General features: G+C 34.8%; 15 protein-coding genes. All 15 read left to right on the forward strand.

Translation table 11 applies throughout. The features are described from left to right. Positions 1-36 precede the first annotated feature (36 nt). The 15 genes from BUE31_RS01050 (at position 37) to BUE31_RS01120 (ending at position 18,961) form a co-directional block, all read left to right on the forward strand. Positions 37-3,414 (forward strand): DEAD/DEAH box helicase, encoded by a 3,378-nt coding sequence (locus BUE31_RS01050; RefSeq protein ID WP_234997722.1) that lies wholly within the window; start codon positions 37-39, stop codon positions 3,412-3,414. A gap of 347 nt (positions 3,415-3,761) precedes the next feature. After that, positions 3,762-4,574 carry a polysaccharide biosynthesis/export family protein gene (locus tag BUE31_RS01055; protein WP_073399423.1) on the forward strand — a complete coding sequence of 271 codons (813 nt, stop codon included), beginning with the start codon at positions 3,762-3,764 and terminating at the stop codon, positions 4,572-4,574. A gap of 31 nt (positions 4,575-4,605) precedes the next feature. Continuing rightward, on the forward strand, positions 4,606-6,966 hold the full coding sequence (locus BUE31_RS01060; RefSeq protein ID WP_073399425.1) for a GumC family protein: 2,361 nt from the start codon (positions 4,606-4,608) through the stop codon (positions 6,964-6,966). A 32-nt stretch (positions 6,967-6,998) separates the two neighbouring features. Continuing rightward, positions 6,999-8,321: a nucleotide sugar dehydrogenase gene (locus BUE31_RS01065; RefSeq protein ID WP_073399427.1), complete on the forward strand. Its 1,323-nt coding sequence runs from the start codon at positions 6,999-7,001 to the stop codon at positions 8,319-8,321. A 9-nt stretch (positions 8,322-8,330) separates the two neighbouring features. After that, the gene (locus BUE31_RS01070) at positions 8,331-9,329 is read left to right on the forward strand and encodes an NAD-dependent 4,6-dehydratase LegB (protein ID WP_073399429.1); all 999 of its coding nucleotides are present in this window, start codon (positions 8,331-8,333) and stop codon (positions 9,327-9,329) included. After that, on the forward strand, positions 9,326-10,459 hold the full coding sequence (locus tag BUE31_RS01075; protein ID WP_073399432.1) for a LegC family aminotransferase: 1,134 nt from the start codon (positions 9,326-9,328) through the stop codon (positions 10,457-10,459). The genes BUE31_RS01070 and BUE31_RS01075 overlap by 4 nt, the downstream gene beginning before the upstream one ends. Further along, a complete protein-coding gene (locus BUE31_RS01080; protein WP_073399434.1) occupies positions 10,452-11,096 on the forward strand; it encodes an acetyltransferase in 645 nt (214 codons plus the stop codon). Before BUE31_RS01075 ends, BUE31_RS01080 begins: the two co-directional genes overlap by 8 nt. Next, on the forward strand, positions 11,093-12,100 hold the full coding sequence (gene neuB, locus BUE31_RS01085) for an N-acetylneuraminate synthase (protein ID WP_073399436.1): 1,008 nt from the start codon (positions 11,093-11,095) through the stop codon (positions 12,098-12,100). The genes BUE31_RS01080 and neuB overlap by 4 nt, the downstream gene beginning before the upstream one ends. Continuing rightward, entirely contained in the window at positions 12,097-13,269 is a 1,173-nt protein-coding gene (gene neuC / locus BUE31_RS01090; RefSeq protein WP_073399438.1) for a UDP-N-acetylglucosamine 2-epimerase, read from the forward strand. The genes neuB and neuC overlap by 4 nt, the downstream gene beginning before the upstream one ends. Before the next feature lie 99 nt (positions 13,270-13,368). Beyond that, positions 13,369-14,424, forward strand: coding sequence for a nucleotidyltransferase family protein (locus BUE31_RS01095; RefSeq protein WP_073399440.1), 1,056 nt, complete (start codon positions 13,369-13,371; stop codon positions 14,422-14,424). 1 nt (position 14,425) lies between these two features. Continuing rightward, a complete protein-coding gene (locus tag BUE31_RS01100) occupies positions 14,426-15,133 on the forward strand; it encodes an acylneuraminate cytidylyltransferase family protein (RefSeq protein WP_073399442.1) in 708 nt (235 codons plus the stop codon). A gap of 1 nt (position 15,134) precedes the next feature. Beyond that, on the forward strand, positions 15,135-15,926 hold the full coding sequence (locus tag BUE31_RS01105; protein WP_073399444.1) for an SDR family NAD(P)-dependent oxidoreductase: 792 nt from the start codon (positions 15,135-15,137) through the stop codon (positions 15,924-15,926). Beyond that, complete coding sequence (locus BUE31_RS01110; protein ID WP_073399446.1) at positions 15,920-16,861, forward strand: Gfo/Idh/MocA family oxidoreductase; 942 nt, start codon at positions 15,920-15,922, stop codon at positions 16,859-16,861. The genes BUE31_RS01105 and BUE31_RS01110 overlap by 7 nt, the downstream gene beginning before the upstream one ends. Then, positions 16,854-17,594, forward strand: a complete 741-nt coding sequence (locus tag BUE31_RS01115; protein WP_073399448.1) for an oxidoreductase — start codon at positions 16,854-16,856, stop codon at positions 17,592-17,594. Before BUE31_RS01110 ends, BUE31_RS01115 begins: the two co-directional genes overlap by 8 nt. 125 nt (positions 17,595-17,719) lie before the next feature. Continuing rightward, positions 17,720-18,961 carry an MATE family efflux transporter gene (locus BUE31_RS01120; RefSeq protein WP_073399450.1) on the forward strand — a complete coding sequence of 414 codons (1,242 nt, stop codon included), beginning with the start codon at positions 17,720-17,722 and terminating at the stop codon, positions 18,959-18,961. Position 18,962: the final 1 nt, after the last annotated feature.

Consider the following 18,962-nt stretch of genomic DNA (forward strand, 5'->3'; position numbering starts at 1 on the left):
CGGATATTTACCCATTCACAGGTGTAATTAATTCTATTGGGCAAGCTACGCAGAAACAAGGAAAATACTTCGGGAGATCATGCTCTTATTTTTGAAGATATTACAATCAATGTATTAACCGAAACTATTATTGCGCAGCATAATATTGCCGGCATCTATACTGACCAGGTGGATAGCCGCCACGTATTTCCTGTTGAGCTTGCGATTAACCAGGGCACATTTACCAATAAATATTTAAAGTCTGCCTTTCCTGACGTAACCGTTGTACAAAAACAGGATCAGCTAAACTTAACCTGCGAATGTGGTATTAAGGGTGAAAGGCTATGCGAACACCAGTCTGCCATACTATTTGCTATAATTAAAAGGGACGAGTTTTGTATTTTTTTTGATAAAAAACTGCGTTTTGAAAAGCTGAGACGATTTGCTGCTGATTACGGCCTGGAGCAGGAGCCAGATCTTGATAGTTTTTTTAAAATAGAATATGCCAATAACCAACTAACTATAACTCCACATTCATCTGCGTTAATGCCGGTGACCAGGGAAAGCATGGGGTTGCTAAAGGCCGTAATCGCGCCTGATGCAGGCCCTTTGGATACGGAAGAAAGCACGGTTTTTGTGGTGTTAAAACAGCATAAGTATTATGGATATCTTTTTATTGAGCTTTATAAAGCTCAATTTAGTAAAGAGGGGAAGATAAAAAATCCCCTTACCGCTCTTGCCCCGCTTGATTTTATCTGGGAGACCGAAGACCCGGCACAACTGAAATTTTTTACCGGGATTCATAAATTTCAGAATCACCTTAATAAAGTGGCAAGCGATGCCGATATAACAGCTTTAAAAGCAATTGTTAAAAACCCCATGGGGTATGACTTTTATTACCACGACAGTGAGGTATCAGAAAATATAACTGCCAGTTCGGTTGTGCCGGTAAAAGTTGGTTTGCTAAGCGAAGAGGTAAAATTAGCCGTTGAGCCAAAAGATCAGTTTTTTGAATTATCAGGCACTTTGGGAATTGACGGTAAAGTTTATGAGGTAAAGGACCTGAAAATAAAATTCACCTATTTTATATCCGATAACGAAGGGCTGTACCTGGTAAATAACCTGCAGCAGCTTAATATAATTAGCCTGTTAACCAAAAAGCAAGATAATATTTTAGTACATACTTCAAAATTTGATGAGTTTCAGAAGCAATTGTTATCAAAACTGGAAGACAAGGTAGCTGTTGATTATAAACATATTCCAACGGCTACGCCTGTTCAGTTAAAACAACAGGGCTTTGATAACGAAGTGGAAAGAATAATTTACCTTTCAGATTTTGGTGCCCACGTGATGATCATCCCGGTAATGCGGTACGGAGAGGTTGAGATCTCTGTACGCACCAAAAAGCAGATCTACTCCGTAGATAATAAAGGAAAACAATTTTTGGTTAAACGAAATGATACCGATGAAGTTGATTTTACTGCATTGCTGGTAAAACAACACCCTTATTTTGAAGAGCAACTGGACAACGACCTGTATTATTTCTATCTGCATAAGAAGCGCTTTTTGGATGAAGACTGGTTTTTAAATGTGTTTGATGACTGGCGCAATCAAAAAATAACAGTATTGGGCTTTAATGAGCTGGAAGGGAATAAGCTAAATCCAAACAAGGTTAAAATAAATATAAAGATATTAAGCGGGTTCAACTGGTTTAACGTTGCAGTAAATGTGCAGTTCGGAAAAAAGCGTGCGGCCCTTAAACAGATCTATCGTGCGGTAAAAAACAAAACAAAATATGTGCAGCTTGATGATGGCACAACTGGCATTATGCCTGCCGCGTGGATAGAAAAGTTTACCAATTATTTCAACTCCGGCGAAATTGCGGATGATGAAACCCTGCAAATCTCCAAAAGTAATTTCATAGCTATTGAACAATTGTTTGATGCCGCCATGCTGGATGAAAAAGTTAGAGATGAGATCAGCATCTATCATAAAAAGCTGGATAATTTTGATTCCGTTAAATCTGTTGATGTACCGGATGGTTTTATTGGCAGCCTAAGGCATTACCAGCTGCAAGGCCTTAGCTGGCTTAATTTTCTGGATGATTTTAATTTTGGCGGCTGCCTGGCGGATGACATGGGCTTAGGGAAAACAGTGCAGATTATTGCTTTCATTCTTTCGCAAAGAGTAAAAGTTAAGCATAATACCAACCTGGTTGTTGTGCCGACTTCACTGATCTATAACTGGCAGCATGAAATAGAAAAATTTGCGCCATCTATCAAAGTGTACACCATTTATGGTGCAGACCGCATCAAAAATACCACTGACTTTGACCAATATGAAGTTGTGCTTACATCATACGGCACTTTACTTGCTGATATTATTTTTTTGAAAGATTATGAATTCAATTACGTTTTTCTTGATGAATCACAACAGATCAAGAACCCGGAATCTCAAAGATATAAGGCGTCCTGCCTGTTAAAATCCCGGAATAAAATTGTGCTCACAGGTACCCCCATAGAGAATAATACATTCGATCTTTATGGACAGCTCTCGTTTGCCTGCCCGGGATTGCTTGGCAGTAAATTATATTTCAAACAGATCTATTCTACACCTATTGATATGTTTAAAAGCAGCAAAAGGGCTCTGGAACTGCAAAATAAGATCAAACCTTTTATCCTTAGGCGAACAAAGCAACAGGTAGCCCCTGATCTGCCCGAAAAAACAGAGATGGTGCTTTATTGCGAAATGAAAGGCGAACAGCGGATTATTTATAATGCTTATGAAAAAGAATTCAGGGACTATGTATCGGCAACAACCGGAGATATTTTGAAGAAGACCCCCATGAATGTTTTGAAAGGCATTACCAGGCTCCGGCAGATCTGCGATTCACCATTGTTGATAAAAGGGGAGAAGATGCCCGGCAACGCCTCGTCAAAAATTGAAACGCTGATTGAAGAGATTGAAGGCAAAATGCCGCAGCATAAGATCCTGGTGTTTTCCCAGTTTGTATCTATGCTTGATCTTATAAGAAAAGAATTGACAGGTAGAAACATTGGTTTTAGTTATCTAACAGGCCAAACCCGTAACCGGCAGGCAGTTATTGAGGAGTTTCAAAACAATGCTGAGGTCCGTGTTTTCCTGATTAGTTTAAAAGCAGGGGGTACCGGCCTTAATTTGACTGAAGCAGATTATGTATATCTTGTTGATCCCTGGTGGAACCCCGCAGTGGAAAACCAGGCTATTGACCGTTGTCACCGGATAGGGCAGGATAAAAATATTGTTGCCGTAAGGCTCATTTGTCCGGATACTATTGAAGAAAAGATCCGGTTAATGCAGGACTCAAAAAGCGATCTGGCTAATGACCTGATAAAAACAGAGACATCTTTCTTAAATTCTCTTTCAAAAACCGACTTGTTAAATTTATTGAGTTAAAACTAAAGCCGTTACATTTTTTTTAAAAATAAATAAAACACTTTGTATTTGTATCTGTTGAATTGTCGCTTTCAAGAAGAGAATTAGGAACAGTCATTTAAACAAAATAATTGTTTTAGATTAATTTATTTACATAAAAAAAATAAAATAATAATATGAATATAATATTACCGGTTCAGCAAGTTTACATGGATGAAAAATGTAAATTGGGGATAAGAAGATAATTAAGTTAAGAGTTTAGAACCACCTGCCTGCTCGAATAAAATTTTTGCGTTTCCTTAAAAATATATACTTTTAACCCGAATGCTATTCTAAAAGATTAGTAACTATCCATGTAAACACCAAGTATGAAAAGAAATCTTTCCCTGAATATATTTTTATTTCTGGCTTTCATAATAACAATAACTTCTTGTGCCGATCAAAAAAAATATATCTATTTTCAAAAGACAAATAATCAATCAGATACGCTTAACGTAGCAAAAGCTTATACTCCTAAAATACAACCCGGAGATATTCTCTCCATCCCCATTAGCTCATTAAGCCCGGCAGCCAGCAGTTTCTTTAACCCATTTTCAGGCTCAAGTGGCACCAGCGATAATAGCTCGGTTGCCGGTGGATCCGGCACCACACCCGGACTTGCCCAATCAACAGCAACTGGGTTTTTAGTGGATGATGCTGGAATAATTGAAGTTCCTATTATTGGCAATGTTAAAGTTGGAGGGCTTACAACTTCTATAGCCAGGGATACTATAAAAAACAGATTGAAGTTTTATTTGAAAGAGCCAACTGTAAACGTACGTTTTTTGAACTACAAAATATCGGTAATGGGTGAAGTAGCACACCCTTCGGTGTATGTAATACCTAATGAAAAGGTTACCATACCTGAGGCGTTAAGCATGGCTGGTGACCTCACCATCTTTGGTAAACGCGAGAACATTTTAATCATAAGGGATGTGGATGGAAAAAAAGAGTTTGGAAGAGTGAACTTAAACAACAGGGAAGTATTTACTTCTCCATATTACTACCTGCACTCGGGTGACGTGGTTTATGTAGAACAGGGAAAAGGGAAAATAGCTCAAAGTGATAACGCTTATAGAATTCTTCCAATAATTATCAGCGCGCTAACCTTAATCTCTCTTTTTGTACTTAGGCTTAAATAATTTTTAAACGAATTTAGAATATACTCAATACATGAATACAGATAATGATTTCAACATTATTAATGAAGAAGAGCAACAGGTAAATTTAAGGGAAATTTTATTTAAGTATTTACATCATTGGAAGTGGTTTGTTTTATCACTGATTATTTTTCTTGCTTTAGGCTTTGTTTACATTAAGATCACCACTCCTTTATACCAAATAGAAACTGATTTATTAATAAAAGAAAATAAAAATAATTCAAGTGCCGGAGGAGATGATATTTTAAAAAGCCTGGATTTATTTTCATCCGATAAAGTAATTGATAACGAGATTCAGATCCTTAAATCATATACTTTAATGGAAAAAGTTGTAAAAACTTTAGGATTACAGGTTTCATATTATCAAAATGGACGGGCAAGGAAAATTCCACTCTATGAAAATCTTCCGGTTAGTGTTGAACTTTTAAAACCAACCAATAAGAGTTATAGCGATTATTTGAAAATAGAGCTCTTGGATAGCAAAAGAGTAGAAGTTGATGGCAAAGTTTTTTTACTAAATCACCCCTTTCAAACAAAACTTGGATTGGTAATGATCACTGCAACAAAGCAAATTGAGCCCATCTATCTGAATAATGAAATTGACGTATATTTCAACAATTTTTCTAACTTTTTTGATGAATATAGTAAAAATTTAACAATAACCCCTGTAAGTAAAGAAGGTACTGTTCTTATTATTACTTACAAGGATGCCATACCAAAAAGAGGAGAGGACATTCTTAACAAGTTAGTATCTGAGTATAATAACGCCGCTGTTGCAGATAAAAATAAGGTTGCTTCGAGTACATTATCATTTATTCAGGAACGTTTGGTTAAGCTGGCAGATGAGTTGGGGACTGCTGAAAAAAATGTAGAAAGCTATAAATCAAGTAATAGGATAACAGACATCAGCGCTCAATCGCAGGTGTTTATTCAAAATGTGCAACAAAATGATGCTGAATTAAGTAAAGTTACCATTCAGCTTAGCGTTTTAAAAAATATTGAAAGCTATATCCATGGTGCAAAGGGAGATCAGGGCAAGCTCCCTTCAATGCTGGGTATAGAAGATCCAACATTACTAGGTTTAGTAAATCAATTATCTGAAACGCAGCTTAGGAAAGAAAGTTTATTACAAACAATTCCTGAAACTAACCCCATTGTTAATTCTATTAACGATCAAATTAAAGCACTTAAAATTAACATTGACCAGTCTGTTCAAAATCTTCAATCAGGATTATCAGTTACCAAACAACAATTAGAAAATAAGAACAACAAATTTGAGTCAGTTATACAACAGGTCCCATCAAAAGAACGTGGCTTGATTGATGTAATGCGGCAACAAGATATAAAGAATACTCTTTTTACCTTTTTGCTTCAAAAGCGTGAAGAGCAGGAAATGTCACTAGCATCAAACTTGCCTGATAGCCGTACTATTGATGAGGCAAGAAGTACACCTTTGCCTGTAAAACCTGTAAAACCTATAATTATGTTGGTTTTTTTTATTGTGGGTTTAATAGTGCCGTTTATCGTTATTTATTTGAGAGAAGTTTTAAATAATAAGATAACCAAACGGGCAGATATTGAGAAATTAACCAGAGTACCAATTTTGGCAGAAATTGCACATTCGGAGGAATCAATCCCGCTTATAGTTGTAGAAAAACCCCGGTCTATGATATCGGAGCAAATCAGGGCATTACGTACAAACCTTCAGTTTATAAGCGCTGAACAGGAGCATAAAATATTGTTATTTACATCAGGTACAAGTGGTGAAGGTAAATCATTCGTGTCACTTAATGTTGGAGCCAGTTTGGCAATGTCAGGAAAAAAAGTAGTTATACTTGAGTTCGATCTTAGGAAACCTAAACTTCATTTAGCTCTTCAAATGGAGAATGGTAAAGGGTTATCTAATTATTTAATAACAAATTATAGCTACAAAGATGTTATTAGGGAAGTTCCTCAGCAGCCTAATTATCACATAATTACCAGTGGGCCAATTCCTCCTAATCCTGCAGAATTATTAACTAACGGACGGATAGAGTCTCTTATTAAAGATTTACAAAAGGATTTTGATTTTGTAATTATTGATGCCCCACCTATTGGGCTGGTTACTGATGCGCAAATTTTAGGTCAATATGTAAACGCCACTATATTTATTGTACGGCATAATTATACGTTCAAAAACCAGATTCTGTTAGTTGATGAGCTATACAAGACCAAAAAATTCAAAAATTTGAATATTGTATTTAATTCTATTGATTATTCTTCGGGAAGTTATGGTTATGGTTACGGCTATGGTTATGGCTACGGCTATAGTGGTGGTTACTACCATGAAGATAAACCAAGTAAAAAACGTTCTTGGCTCGGTAAAAAGAAATAGCTCATCAAATTATATGTTATTAATATATTAAAATGGCACTAACTGTTTCATCTTTCGACAATAAGTTTCCTGAAAAGGCTAAAATAGCTATTATAGGATTAGGCTATGTTGGTTTACCACTTGCAATTGAATTTGCAAAAAAATACGATGTTTTGGGTTTTGATATTGACAAGGCGAGGGTTCTGGAATTAAGTCAGGCAATTGATCGTACTAAGGAAGCTAATTTAGAAGATCTGCAAAAAGTAATATCCTTAAAAAAAGATAAAGGAAGTATAGGGTTATTGTTTTCAGACAATAAAGAGGATTTGCGAAATTATAATACTTTTATTGTAACAGTACCTACGCCAATCAACAAATTTAATGCGCCGGATCTTACCCCGTTATTAAAGGCTTCGGATATGCTGGGCACCATTTTAAAAAATGGTGATCTGGTAATTTATGAATCAACTGTTTATCCTGGCTGTACTGAAGAGGATTGTGTGCCGGTTCTTGAAAAAGTATCCGGATTGACATTTAATATTGATTTTTTTGCAGGCTACTCTCCGGAACGTATAAACCCGGGAGATAAGGTAAATACCTTAACAAAAATTAAAAAAGTAACAAGTGGTTCAACACCCGAAATTGCGGAAAGAGTTGATGAATTATACCGTTCAATTATAATAGCGGGGACGCATAAAGCCCCCAGCATTAAGGTTGCAGAAGCTTCAAAAGCTATTGAAAACGCACAAAGAGACGTAAATATTTCCTTTGTTAATGAATTAGCGTTGATTTTTGACAGGATGAATATTGATACTCATGATGTTTTGGACGCCGCAGGTACCAAATGGAATTTTTTAAAATATAAACCAGGCTTGGTTGGAGGGCACTGCATCGGTGTCGATCCTTATTATCTTGCCCATAAGGCCGAGTCATTAGGCTATCATCCACAAGTAATTTTATCAGGGCGCCGTGTAAATGACAATATGGGGATGTTTGTGGCCAACAAGGTTGTTAAACTTTTAATTCACAAGGAGCATAAAGTGTCTAAAGCGAATGCTTTAATACTCGGGATTACATTTAAAGAAAATTGCCCTGATATTCGTAACACTAAAGTTATGGATATTTATTATGAACTACAGCAATTTGGGATTGAGGTAGATATTCATGATCCATGGGCTGATACTGCCGAGGTTATGCATGAATACAATATTAACCTTATAAATCATATCGATAATAAATATGATGCCATTATACTTGCTGTCGCGCATGAACAGTATAGAAGCCTTGATTTTAGTAAGCTCATTAAAAATAGTAATTCGGTAATATTTGATACAAAATCTTTTATCCCAAGAGATATTGTTGATGCCAGACTATAATTTAGAAGTATGAAATTGTTAAATAAAAAAGTACTGGTTACTGGAGCCGATGGATTTATTGGAAGCCATTTGGTAGAACAGTTATTACAAGAGGGGTGTTCCGTAAGAGCATTCACTTATTATAACTCGTTTAACAGTTGGGGATGGTTGGATACTTTTCCACCTGAGGTGCTGTCAAAAATAGAAATATTTACCGGCGATATAAGAGATCCTAACGGTGTGCGTACCGCGATGAAAGATATTGAAATTGTTTTTCACTTGGCGGCTCTTATCGCTATTCCTTTTAGCTATCATTCACCAGATTCTTATATTGATACTAATGTAAAAGGCACGTTAAACATTGTGCAGGCTGCAAAAGATTTAAATATTGAACGAGTGTTGGTTACATCAACCTCTGAGGTATATGGTACTGCACAGTACATACCCATTGACGAAAAGCATTCAAGGCAGCCACAATCTCCTTATTCAGCCTCTAAAATTGGAGCTGATTGCATTGCAGAATCATTTTACAGAAGTTTTAATTTACCCTTAACTATTGTTAGGCCCTTTAATACATTTGGCCCCAGGCAATCTGCACGTGCTGTTATACCTACCATAATTACCCAGTTGTTGAATGGTAAAGAAGAAATAAAATTAGGAGATATTACGCCGACAAGGGATTTATTATACGTTAAGGACACCGTAAATGGCTTTATTGAAATCGCAAAATCAGAGGAGTTAATTGGGCACGATTGTAACATTGCTACACAATCAGAGATCTCGGTAGCTGATTTGGCGAATGAACTTATCAGGCAAATTAATCCTGCTGCAAAAATTATAGCAGATATAGACAGGATAAGGCCCGAAAAATCAGAAGTATTCCGTTTATATGGCTCAAATGAAAAAATAAAAAAGCATACAAACTGGCAACAAGAATACAGTTTGGCGCAGGGCCTGGCTGAAACCATAGAATGGTTTAAGCATACCGAAAATTTGATAAAGTATAAAGCTGATATTTATAATATATGATACCATTATCTGTTCCTAATCTTTCCGGTAATGAATGGAAGTACGTAAAAGATTGTTTAGATACTAATTGGGTATCATCAGTAGGCAGCTATGTAAACCAGATGGAAGAGGTTTCTGCTTCATTTTGTGGCGTTGCAAAAGCAATAGCCACTTCAAATGGAACATCTGCGTTACATATAGCTTTATTACTTGCTGGTGTAGAGCGTGGTGATTTGGTTATTTTGCCCAATATTACTTTTGTTGCCCCGGCTAATGTAATTAAGTATTTAGGCGCCGATACAGTATTAATAGACGTTTACGAGGATACGTGGCAATTGGATGTAGACCTTTTAAAGAAATTTTTAGAAGAGGAATGTATTTACCAGGATAACGCTTGCTATCATAAAGCCACCGGCAGAAAAATTTCGGCAATTGTGCCTGTACATGTTTTAGGAAATATGGTAAACCTGGATATGTTATTGCCTTTAGCAGAAAGTTATAATATACAAGTAGTTGAAGATGCTACGGAATCATTAGGTTCAACTTACGATAATAAACCTGCGGGCTCGTTTGGTTTATTTGGTTGCCTGAGTTATAATGGAAACAAAATTATTACTACTGGTGGCGGAGGTATGATTTTGACCAATAATATTGAGTTAGCTAAGAAAGCTAAACACCTGACTACACAAGCCAAAGTAGATGGAATAGAATATTATCATGATGAAATTGGCTACAATTATCGCATGGTTAACATTCTGGCTGCTATTGGAGTAGCACAAATGGAACAATTGCCAGGGTTTATAACCCACAAAAGGAATATAAGTAAATTATATACAGAAGGTTTAAAAAATATAAAAGGTTTTAAACCTCAAAAAACTACGGATAAGGTAATATCAAATTCCTGGTTATATACCGCTGTTTTTGAACGGTCAAAACAATTGTTTGAATACCTGGAGCAGCATGGTGTGCAAACCAGGCCATTTTGGGTGCCTATGAACAGACTGCCGGCTTTTGCATCAGACATTTATTATAATGAAAACGATGTTGCCGGAAATGTTTATAGTAATTGCCTTAGCCTACCCTGTTCTACTGGCATAGCCAATGAAGAAGTGGAAAAAGTTATTGAAAAAATAAATCAGTTTTATGCCTGAAAAAAAACCATTAATTTTAATAGGTGGAGGAGGGCATTGTAAATCATGTATAGAAGTTATAAATGCCACTGGTGATTGGGAAATTAAAGGAATATTAGACCCGAACTTAAAAAAAGGAGAATTTGTATTGAATTATCCGGTTATTGGTTCTGATGATGATATTGGTAAATTAATAGCTGGCGGAAACTATTTTTTAGTTACTGTGGGGCAAATAAAATCGACAGTTATCAGGAAGCGGATATATGATAATTTAAAATTAAAAAGCGCTAAAATAGCTACTGTGATTTCCCCAAAAGCCATAGTTTCAGAATATGCCAGCATTGGCTCAGGTACAATTATTCATCATTATTGCATGGTGAATGCCGATGCTTATATAGGTGAAAATTGCATAATTAATACTGCTGCTATTATTGAACATGATGCGCACGCAGGTAATAATAATCACATTTCAACCTGTGCGGTGTTAAATGGTCATGTTATTTTAGGAGACTATTGTTTTATAGGCAGTGGGGCGGTGGTATCGAATGATATAAAAATAACTGATAATGTTATAATTGGCGCTGGTAGTGTTATTGTTAAAAATATTGAAGAGCCAGGCGTGTATGCAGGCTGCCCAGCAAAAAAAATAGGAAAATGAAAAGAATTTTAATTATTGCTGAAGCCGGAGTAAACCATAATGGCAGTTTGGAGAATGCTTTTAAGTTAATAGATGCTGCAAAGGATGCCGGAGCTGATTATGTGAAATTTCAAACCTTTAAAGCAGATAAGCTGGTAAATAAATCAGCTCAAAAAGCAGATTATCAAAAAACTAACTTGCCTGATGTTGATAATTCACAATATGCGATGCTTAAAAAGCTTGAGCTAACGGAACACATGCACAATGAAATATTGAGCTATTGTGAAAAAAAAGGCATCAAATTTTTATCAACCCCTTTTGATCAGGACAGTATTATATTCCTAAAAGCTTTAGGGGTTACTATTGGTAAAATACCTTCAGGTGAGATTACTAATTTACCTTATTTGCGCCAAATGGCTCATGCATTTCCAGAGTTGATTGTATCAACAGGGATGTGTACAATGGAAGAGGTTAAAGATACAGTTGATGCTTTAATAGCTGCCGGGGCCCAAAAAGAGAATGTTACGGTTTTACATTGCAATACAGAATACCCCACTCCAATGCGGGATGTAAACTTGAAAGCAATGTTGAACATTAAAGAAGAATTGGGAATAGAGATAGGTTATTCTGATCATACAATGGGTATTGAAGTACCTATTGCTGCTGTAGCTTTAGGCGCTACAATTATTGAGAAGCATTTTACTTTGGATCGTACAATGGAAGGACCGGATCATCCGGCGTCATTAGAACCCGGTGAGTTAAAAGAAATGGTTCGCTGCATAAGAAATATAGAACAGGCTTTGGGCGGTGGTTTTAAAATACCTTCAGATTCAGAAAAAAAGAATATACAGATTGTTAGAAAAAGCATTGTTGCCAAAGTAGATATGGTAAAAGGAGCGACTTTTTCTGAAGAGAATTTGACTGTTAAAAGGCCAGGAACCGGTATTAGTCCAATGAATTGGGATAAAGTAATTGGGCAAAAGGCAAATAAGAATTATAAAAGTGATGAAATTATTTCATTATGATCAATAAAAGGAAAGTTTGCGTTGTTACCGGAACAAGGGCTGAATATGGCTTATTGTATTGGACAATTTACGGATTGCACAAAGACCCAGATGTTGAATTACAACTTTTAGTTACAGGAATGCATTTGTCTCCTGAGTTTGGCTTAACCTATAAGCAAATAGAAGCAGATGGTTTTTTTATAACAAAAAAAATAGAAATTCTGCTTTCATCAGATAGCCCTGTAGGAATATCTAAAAGTATAGGTTTGGGGGTAATGGGTTTCGCGGATGCTTACCAGGAATTATCGCCGGATATCATATTATTGCTTGGTGACAGGTTCGAGATTTTTTCAGCCGCGATTGCTGCTACGATCGCCCGTATTCCAATAGCACACTGTCATGGTGGAGAATCAACAGAAGGGGTTATTGATGAACCTATAAGACATTCCATCACTAAAATGTCGCATCTTCATTTTACTTCTACTGAAGAATACAGAAAAAGAATAATTCAGTTAGGAGAACAACCTGATTTTGTGTATAATTTTGGAGCTCTGGGAATTGAAAACATTAACAGATTAAATTTGTTATCCCGCGAAGTTTTTGAAAAGAGCATTGCGTTTAAATTAAATAAACGCAATATATTGGTTACATTTCATCCGGTAACATTAGAAAATGCTACAGCTGAAACTCAATTTAAAGGATTATTGGAGGCAGTAGATAACCTAAAAGAAGCAACCATTATTTTTACAAAGGCAAATGCTGATACGGACGGAAGAATAATTAACCAATTAATTGATGAATATGTAGCAAGGCATGGTGATAAGGCAGTAGTGTTTACCTCCATGGGGCAACTTCGTTATTTATCGGCACTGCAGTTTGTGGATGTGGTAATAGGAAACTCATCCAGCGGCCTCATAGAAGTGCCATCTTTTAAAACGGCAACTATTAATATTGGTGATAGGCAGCGCGGACGGATAAAGGCACAGAGCGTTATTGATTCCGGTGCCACTCCTGTAGAAATTAATAAGGCGATAGATAAAGCATTAAGCCTTGAATTTAGGAATAGCTTAAAATTAGTGGAAAATCCATATGGCACAAGCAATGCCTCAGGAAATATTATACCCTTGCTAAAAAGTATCCCGTTGGATAATTTGCTAAAAAAGGAATTTTATAATCTCAATTTTATATAAAAGTATTTGTTTTAGAAATTGTGATATCGGGAATAAATAATAAAATCTACTCAAGGGTACATTTGAAAAAATAATTATAGGGTTTAAAGTATCTATAAAATGATTAAATACCAGGAACATATAATTCATAAAGATAAACAAGCGCGTACCGCACTTAAAGTTTTGGATGAATTACCTTTATACGCCAGCCGCACTATATTCATTCTTGATGAAAATGATAAAATGGTTGGTTCCCTTTCTGATGGAGATATACGAAGAGGGCTTTTAAACGGACTTGAAATTTCTCAGCCAATTGAGTTATTCATGAATACCAGGTTTAAATTTTTGAATGAAGGTGCAGATAATGTTGAACTGATAAAAGCCTATCGTAAAGCCGATATTCACTTAATTCCGGTATTGGATGAAAATTTTCAGATGGTACAGATCCTGGATCTGAAAAAAACAAAAACCATTTTACCAATTGCAGCATTAATTATGGCCGGGGGGCGTGGCGAAAGATTAAAGCCTTTTACCGATCTGATACCTAAGCCCATGTTAAAAGTTGGGGATAAACCAATATTAGAACATAATATTGATCGCTTGATCTCTTACGGCATAACCGAATTTTATATAAGCGTAAAATATCTGAAAGAACAGATAATGGATTACTTCGGCGATGGATCAACAAAATTAGTAAGCATCCGCTACATCGAGGAAAATGAGCCATTGGGAACAGTTGGTGCGCTTTCATTGATTGATGAAATTAACCACGAAGATATTTTGGTTATGAATGCCGACTTGTTAACCAATATTGATCTGGAGGACTTTTATGATTTTTACAAACGGGAGCAAGCTACTATGGCATTAGTGAGCATTCCTTATGTTGTAAATGTGCCATATGCTGTATTAGAAACCAAAAATCATGAAGTAGCCTCGTTTATCGAAAAACCAACTTATACTTATTATTCTAACGGGGGAATATATATGCTAAAGTTTGCGCTAAAAGAATATTTATTGAAGGGTGTTTTTTTTAACGCCACAGATCTTATGGACAGGATAATTATTGAGGAGAATTGTAACCTTGTACATTATCCGTTACTGGGCTATTGGTTAGATATTGGTAAGCACCAGGATTATATGAAAGCACAGGTAGATATTAAACAAATTACATTTTAAAATGAGCACAAGCAAGAATATATTGGCTATTATACCTGCGCGTGGAGGATCAAAAGGAATATCTAATAAAAATATACGTGATCTTAATAATAAACCTTTAATTGCTCACCCTATTGATACTGCGTTTAAATCTAATTATATAAATAGGGTTGTTGTTTCTACTGATAATGAGTTAATTAAAAATGTTGCAATTAAATATAATGCAGAAGTAGTAGATAGGCCTGATGAATTAGCAAGTGATTCATCCCTTGTTATTGATACAATTAGGCATACTGTGCAGTATTTAGCAGAAACGGAGAATTATAAAACTGATATTATTGTTCTTCTGGAATGTACTTCACCTATAAAGAGCGTAATAGATATTGATTTAGGAATTGAAAGCATTTTGGAAGAGAAAGCAGATTCTTCCACATCATTTAAAGAGTCTCCTATATCTCCTAATCGTTTATGGAGGATTGATGAAAATTCAGTTGCTCCTTATATTGAAAATGCAAAGCCTTTTCTTCCGCGTCAGCAACAACCTGTAGCATATCAGCTAACAGGGCAATTTTATGCGCTATCAAATAAAATATTACAGGAAAATCCAGGCTCTATTTCTATAATGTTGGGTAAAGTGTATCCTATTAAGTCAACAACAGCATATGTTATTGACATAGATGAAGAAATAGATTTTTTGATAGCAGAAGAAATTTTTAAGAAAATAATTTAACATGAAATCTTTAAGTGATTTATTAAGTTTAAAAGGTAAGGTAGTATTAGTTGTTGGCGGCGCCGGCTACCTCGGAAATTCCATTTGTGAAACCATGGCTGAATTAGGCGCAAATGTTGCTATTGCATCAAGAAATAAAGAAAAATGTGATAGTTTGGCAACAGAATTAACTGAAAAATTTAGTGGCAAACACATTGGTATTCAAGCCGATATTTTGGATATTGAAAGTATAAAAGCATGTTTGGATACAGTGAAAAAGGAATTTGGAAAACTTGATGTGCTTATTAATAATGCATGGTCAGGGAAAAAGAATTCTTTTGAATCTATATCATTTGGTGATTGGGACTACGATATCAATATGTGCCTGAACGCGGTGTTTTATACAACTAAGGAGGCGTTTCCACTGTTAAAAGAAACTAAAGGTGTAATAATAAACACTGCATCAGTATATGGCCACGTTGCACCAGATTATCGTATTTACGATGGTATACAATTTACAAATCCACCAAGCTATGGTGCAGCAAAAGCAGGAGTAATTCAATTAACAAAATATTTAGCAAGTTTTTTATCTCCGCATGGTATCCGGGTAAATGCTGTAAGTCCGGGTTCTTTTCCCTTCCCTGAAACGTTAAAAAATGAAAAATTCAAAGAGAATCTTTGTGGTAAAACGATGTTAGGTAGAACGGGAGTACCTGAGGATTTAAAGGGGGCGTTTGCCTTATTATCATCTGATGCTTCTAAATATATGACAGGGCAAAATATTTGTGTAGATGGGGGATGGGCTGCATGGTAGAAACAAAAAAAATAGGGATAATAGGATATAATGAAGGCAATGGGCATCCATTTTCCTTTTCGGCAATAATAAATGGATATAGCCAGGAAAAAATGGATGTTTCCCCTTATCCTAATATAGCCAAATACCTTTCTTTACGGTTGCCTTCAGATTTTGGCATTGATAATTGGAGGGTCTCTCACATTTGGTGTCCTGATAAATCAATGGCTGATACTATTGCTAATTGTACATATATTGATAATCGGGTTGATGATTATAAAGCAATGTTGGGAATGGTTAATGCCGTAATAATAGCCAGGGATGATGTAAAATCACATATGCCAATTGCTCAATTTTTTTTAGAAAATGGAATCCCGGTGTTTATTGATAAGCCGCTTTGTGATGATTTAGCGGAGTTAAAATATTTTAAACAATATTTAGAGAACGGACTATTAATGTCTTGCACTGGTTTAAGATATTACCCAACCATCACGAATAGATTTAGCAATAAACTTGATCCTAATGACATAGTTTGGTCTCATAATGTTAGTATCATTGATTGGTATAAATATGGCATCCATGTTTTGGAAAGTATGATTGCTGTAATGGGGAGTGATATTGTATGGGTCCAAAACTTAGGAGAAGATTCAAACGACATTGTCAGGGTTCAATTTGCATCTGGAAAATTTAGCATTATTCAAGTAAATAAAGAAACAGGCTTTGTTATTCAAAGTACCTTTTACACTAGAAATTCAGAACACTTCAGGATTGATTATAATGATAATTTCACATGTTTTAGAAATATGTTATTGAATTTTGCTAATCAGTTAAATACAGGAAAACCGGCGATTAATCCTGAAGAAACAATAAAAATAATGAAAACACTTTATGCAGCTCACCTTTCCTTAAAGGAAAATGGACGCAGGGTGTATATTAATGAATTTGATTATGTATAGTTTAAAAGATAAAGTAATAATAGTAACAGGTGGAAGCGGGTTGTTGGGTAATGCTTTTATTAAACAGATAGTGAGCGAAAATGGAATTGCAATAAACGCAGACATTAATTTACCAACAGATATAGCGCAGGGAAATATTGAATGCGACATCACTAACCAAAATTCTTTAAATAATATGTTAAATATTGTTTTAGATAAATATGGAAAAATTGATGGACTGGTAAATAATGCATACCCGCGAACAGGAGATTGGGGCTTAGATTTTGAAGAAATTCCGATTGATTCATGGAGAGAAAATTTAGATATGCAATTAAATAGCTGTTTCAGCCTGTGTCAAAAAACATTAAGGATTATGAAAGATCAGAAATTTGGTTCAATTGTAAATATTGCTTCAATATATGGGGTAGTTGGTCCGGATTTTTCTGTTTATGATGGAACAGAAATGACTATGCCTGCAGCTTATTCAGCTATAAAAGGTGCGCAAATTAATTTTACAAGATATATTGCCTCTTACTATGGTAAGTATAACATAAATATAAATTGCGTGTCGCCTGGAGGAATCTTTAACGAACAAAATCCAACATTTGTAGAAAATTACAATAAGAAGGTACCTATGAGAAGAATGGGAACCCCCGAAGATATATCGCCTACGGTAGCATTTCTATTATCAGATAATGCGAAGTATATAACAGGACAAAATGTTATAATAGATGGAGGCTGGACGGCTATATAAATTCTTTAACCAATTATAAATTAAAAGCTAATAGTAAATTATTTAACATTATTCTTATCAGGATATAATGTGTTTGAATAATTGATGTTTAATAAACATTTTTCAAAAGTGTTCTTAAAAGTAAGATGGGTCATCTAAGAAAATCTTTAATCTTCTCTGCATTACGCTATCTCGAATATGGTATAATAGCACTTTCCTATATTATTATTGCAAAAAAAGTTGGCCCGGCTGAGTATAGTAAAACTATTCCGGGATTTATTTTTATTACCTATTCTCAATATTTAATGATGGGGCTTAATCAGGCTTTAATGAAAGCTTATGTAGTAGAAAGTGAGTTAGAAATAAAACAAACATATGTTAAAAACACACTATACTATATTTGTTTTATTTCCCTGGTTGCTTTTCTTACTGGGATTATGATCTTGCCTAAACAGTTGTTTATAGTTTCTCTTATATCGTCAATGATATATTTTCAAAGCATTTTTCAGACTTTACTTAGGCTTGAAAATAAAATTTTGGGAATTAATATCTCTAATTTGGTTTTCTCAATCATATATTTTGTTTTGGTGTTTTTTTATGCCTACGATATAAAGCACTTTTTTTTGTATTGGTTATTATCGTTAACAATTTCAAATGTTATTAATGGTATACAAGCATATCCTATACTACAAAAACTACAATTAAGGTTTTATAAAAAAGATATCTTAAATATTGTAAATACAATAAAGCCACAAATAAAACTGGGAATTAAAATGACGCTAATAGGCTTAATTAGCACCTACTTTTTGACTTATGATAGATTTTTATTGAATTTTTTTTCAGACAATAAATCTTTAAAAGGTAACTATCAATTAGCTGACAATATTGCCAGCACCATTTATCTGTTCTTTGTTACTGTTGTGTTTTATTATTTCCCAATACTTTTAAAAAGAGCAAGCTTAAATTCAGTTTACAGATTTCAAATTTTAAAATACGGAGCGATATTTATTTCTATAATATCAGCCCTGATTATTATTATAGGGCCATTTTCAAATGTTATTATATTAAAATACTTTCCTGCTTATAGAGTACTAGCACATTATTTGATCTATCAATCGGTATTGAAAATAAATATTTTAGGGATAGGCGTTGCCAGTACAATATCAATAGCACTCAATTTTGAATTGAAATTTCTAAAATGGTGGTTTATGGCTATATCATTAAATGGTTTATTGCTATTTATTCTCTACAAATTTTCAAATAAAAGCATCGATGAAATAGTAGTAATAACTTTAGTTTTTCAGGTGTTTACAATTCTAATTACCAACGGTCTTTATTTGTTTATAAATAGAAAAAGTTTTTTTGTAACTAAAGCGGAGGCGGTTTAAG

The sequence above is a fragment of the Mucilaginibacter sp. OK098 genome (genome assembly GCF_900142915.1).
Classification (GTDB): domain Bacteria; phylum Bacteroidota; class Bacteroidia; order Sphingobacteriales; family Sphingobacteriaceae; genus Mucilaginibacter.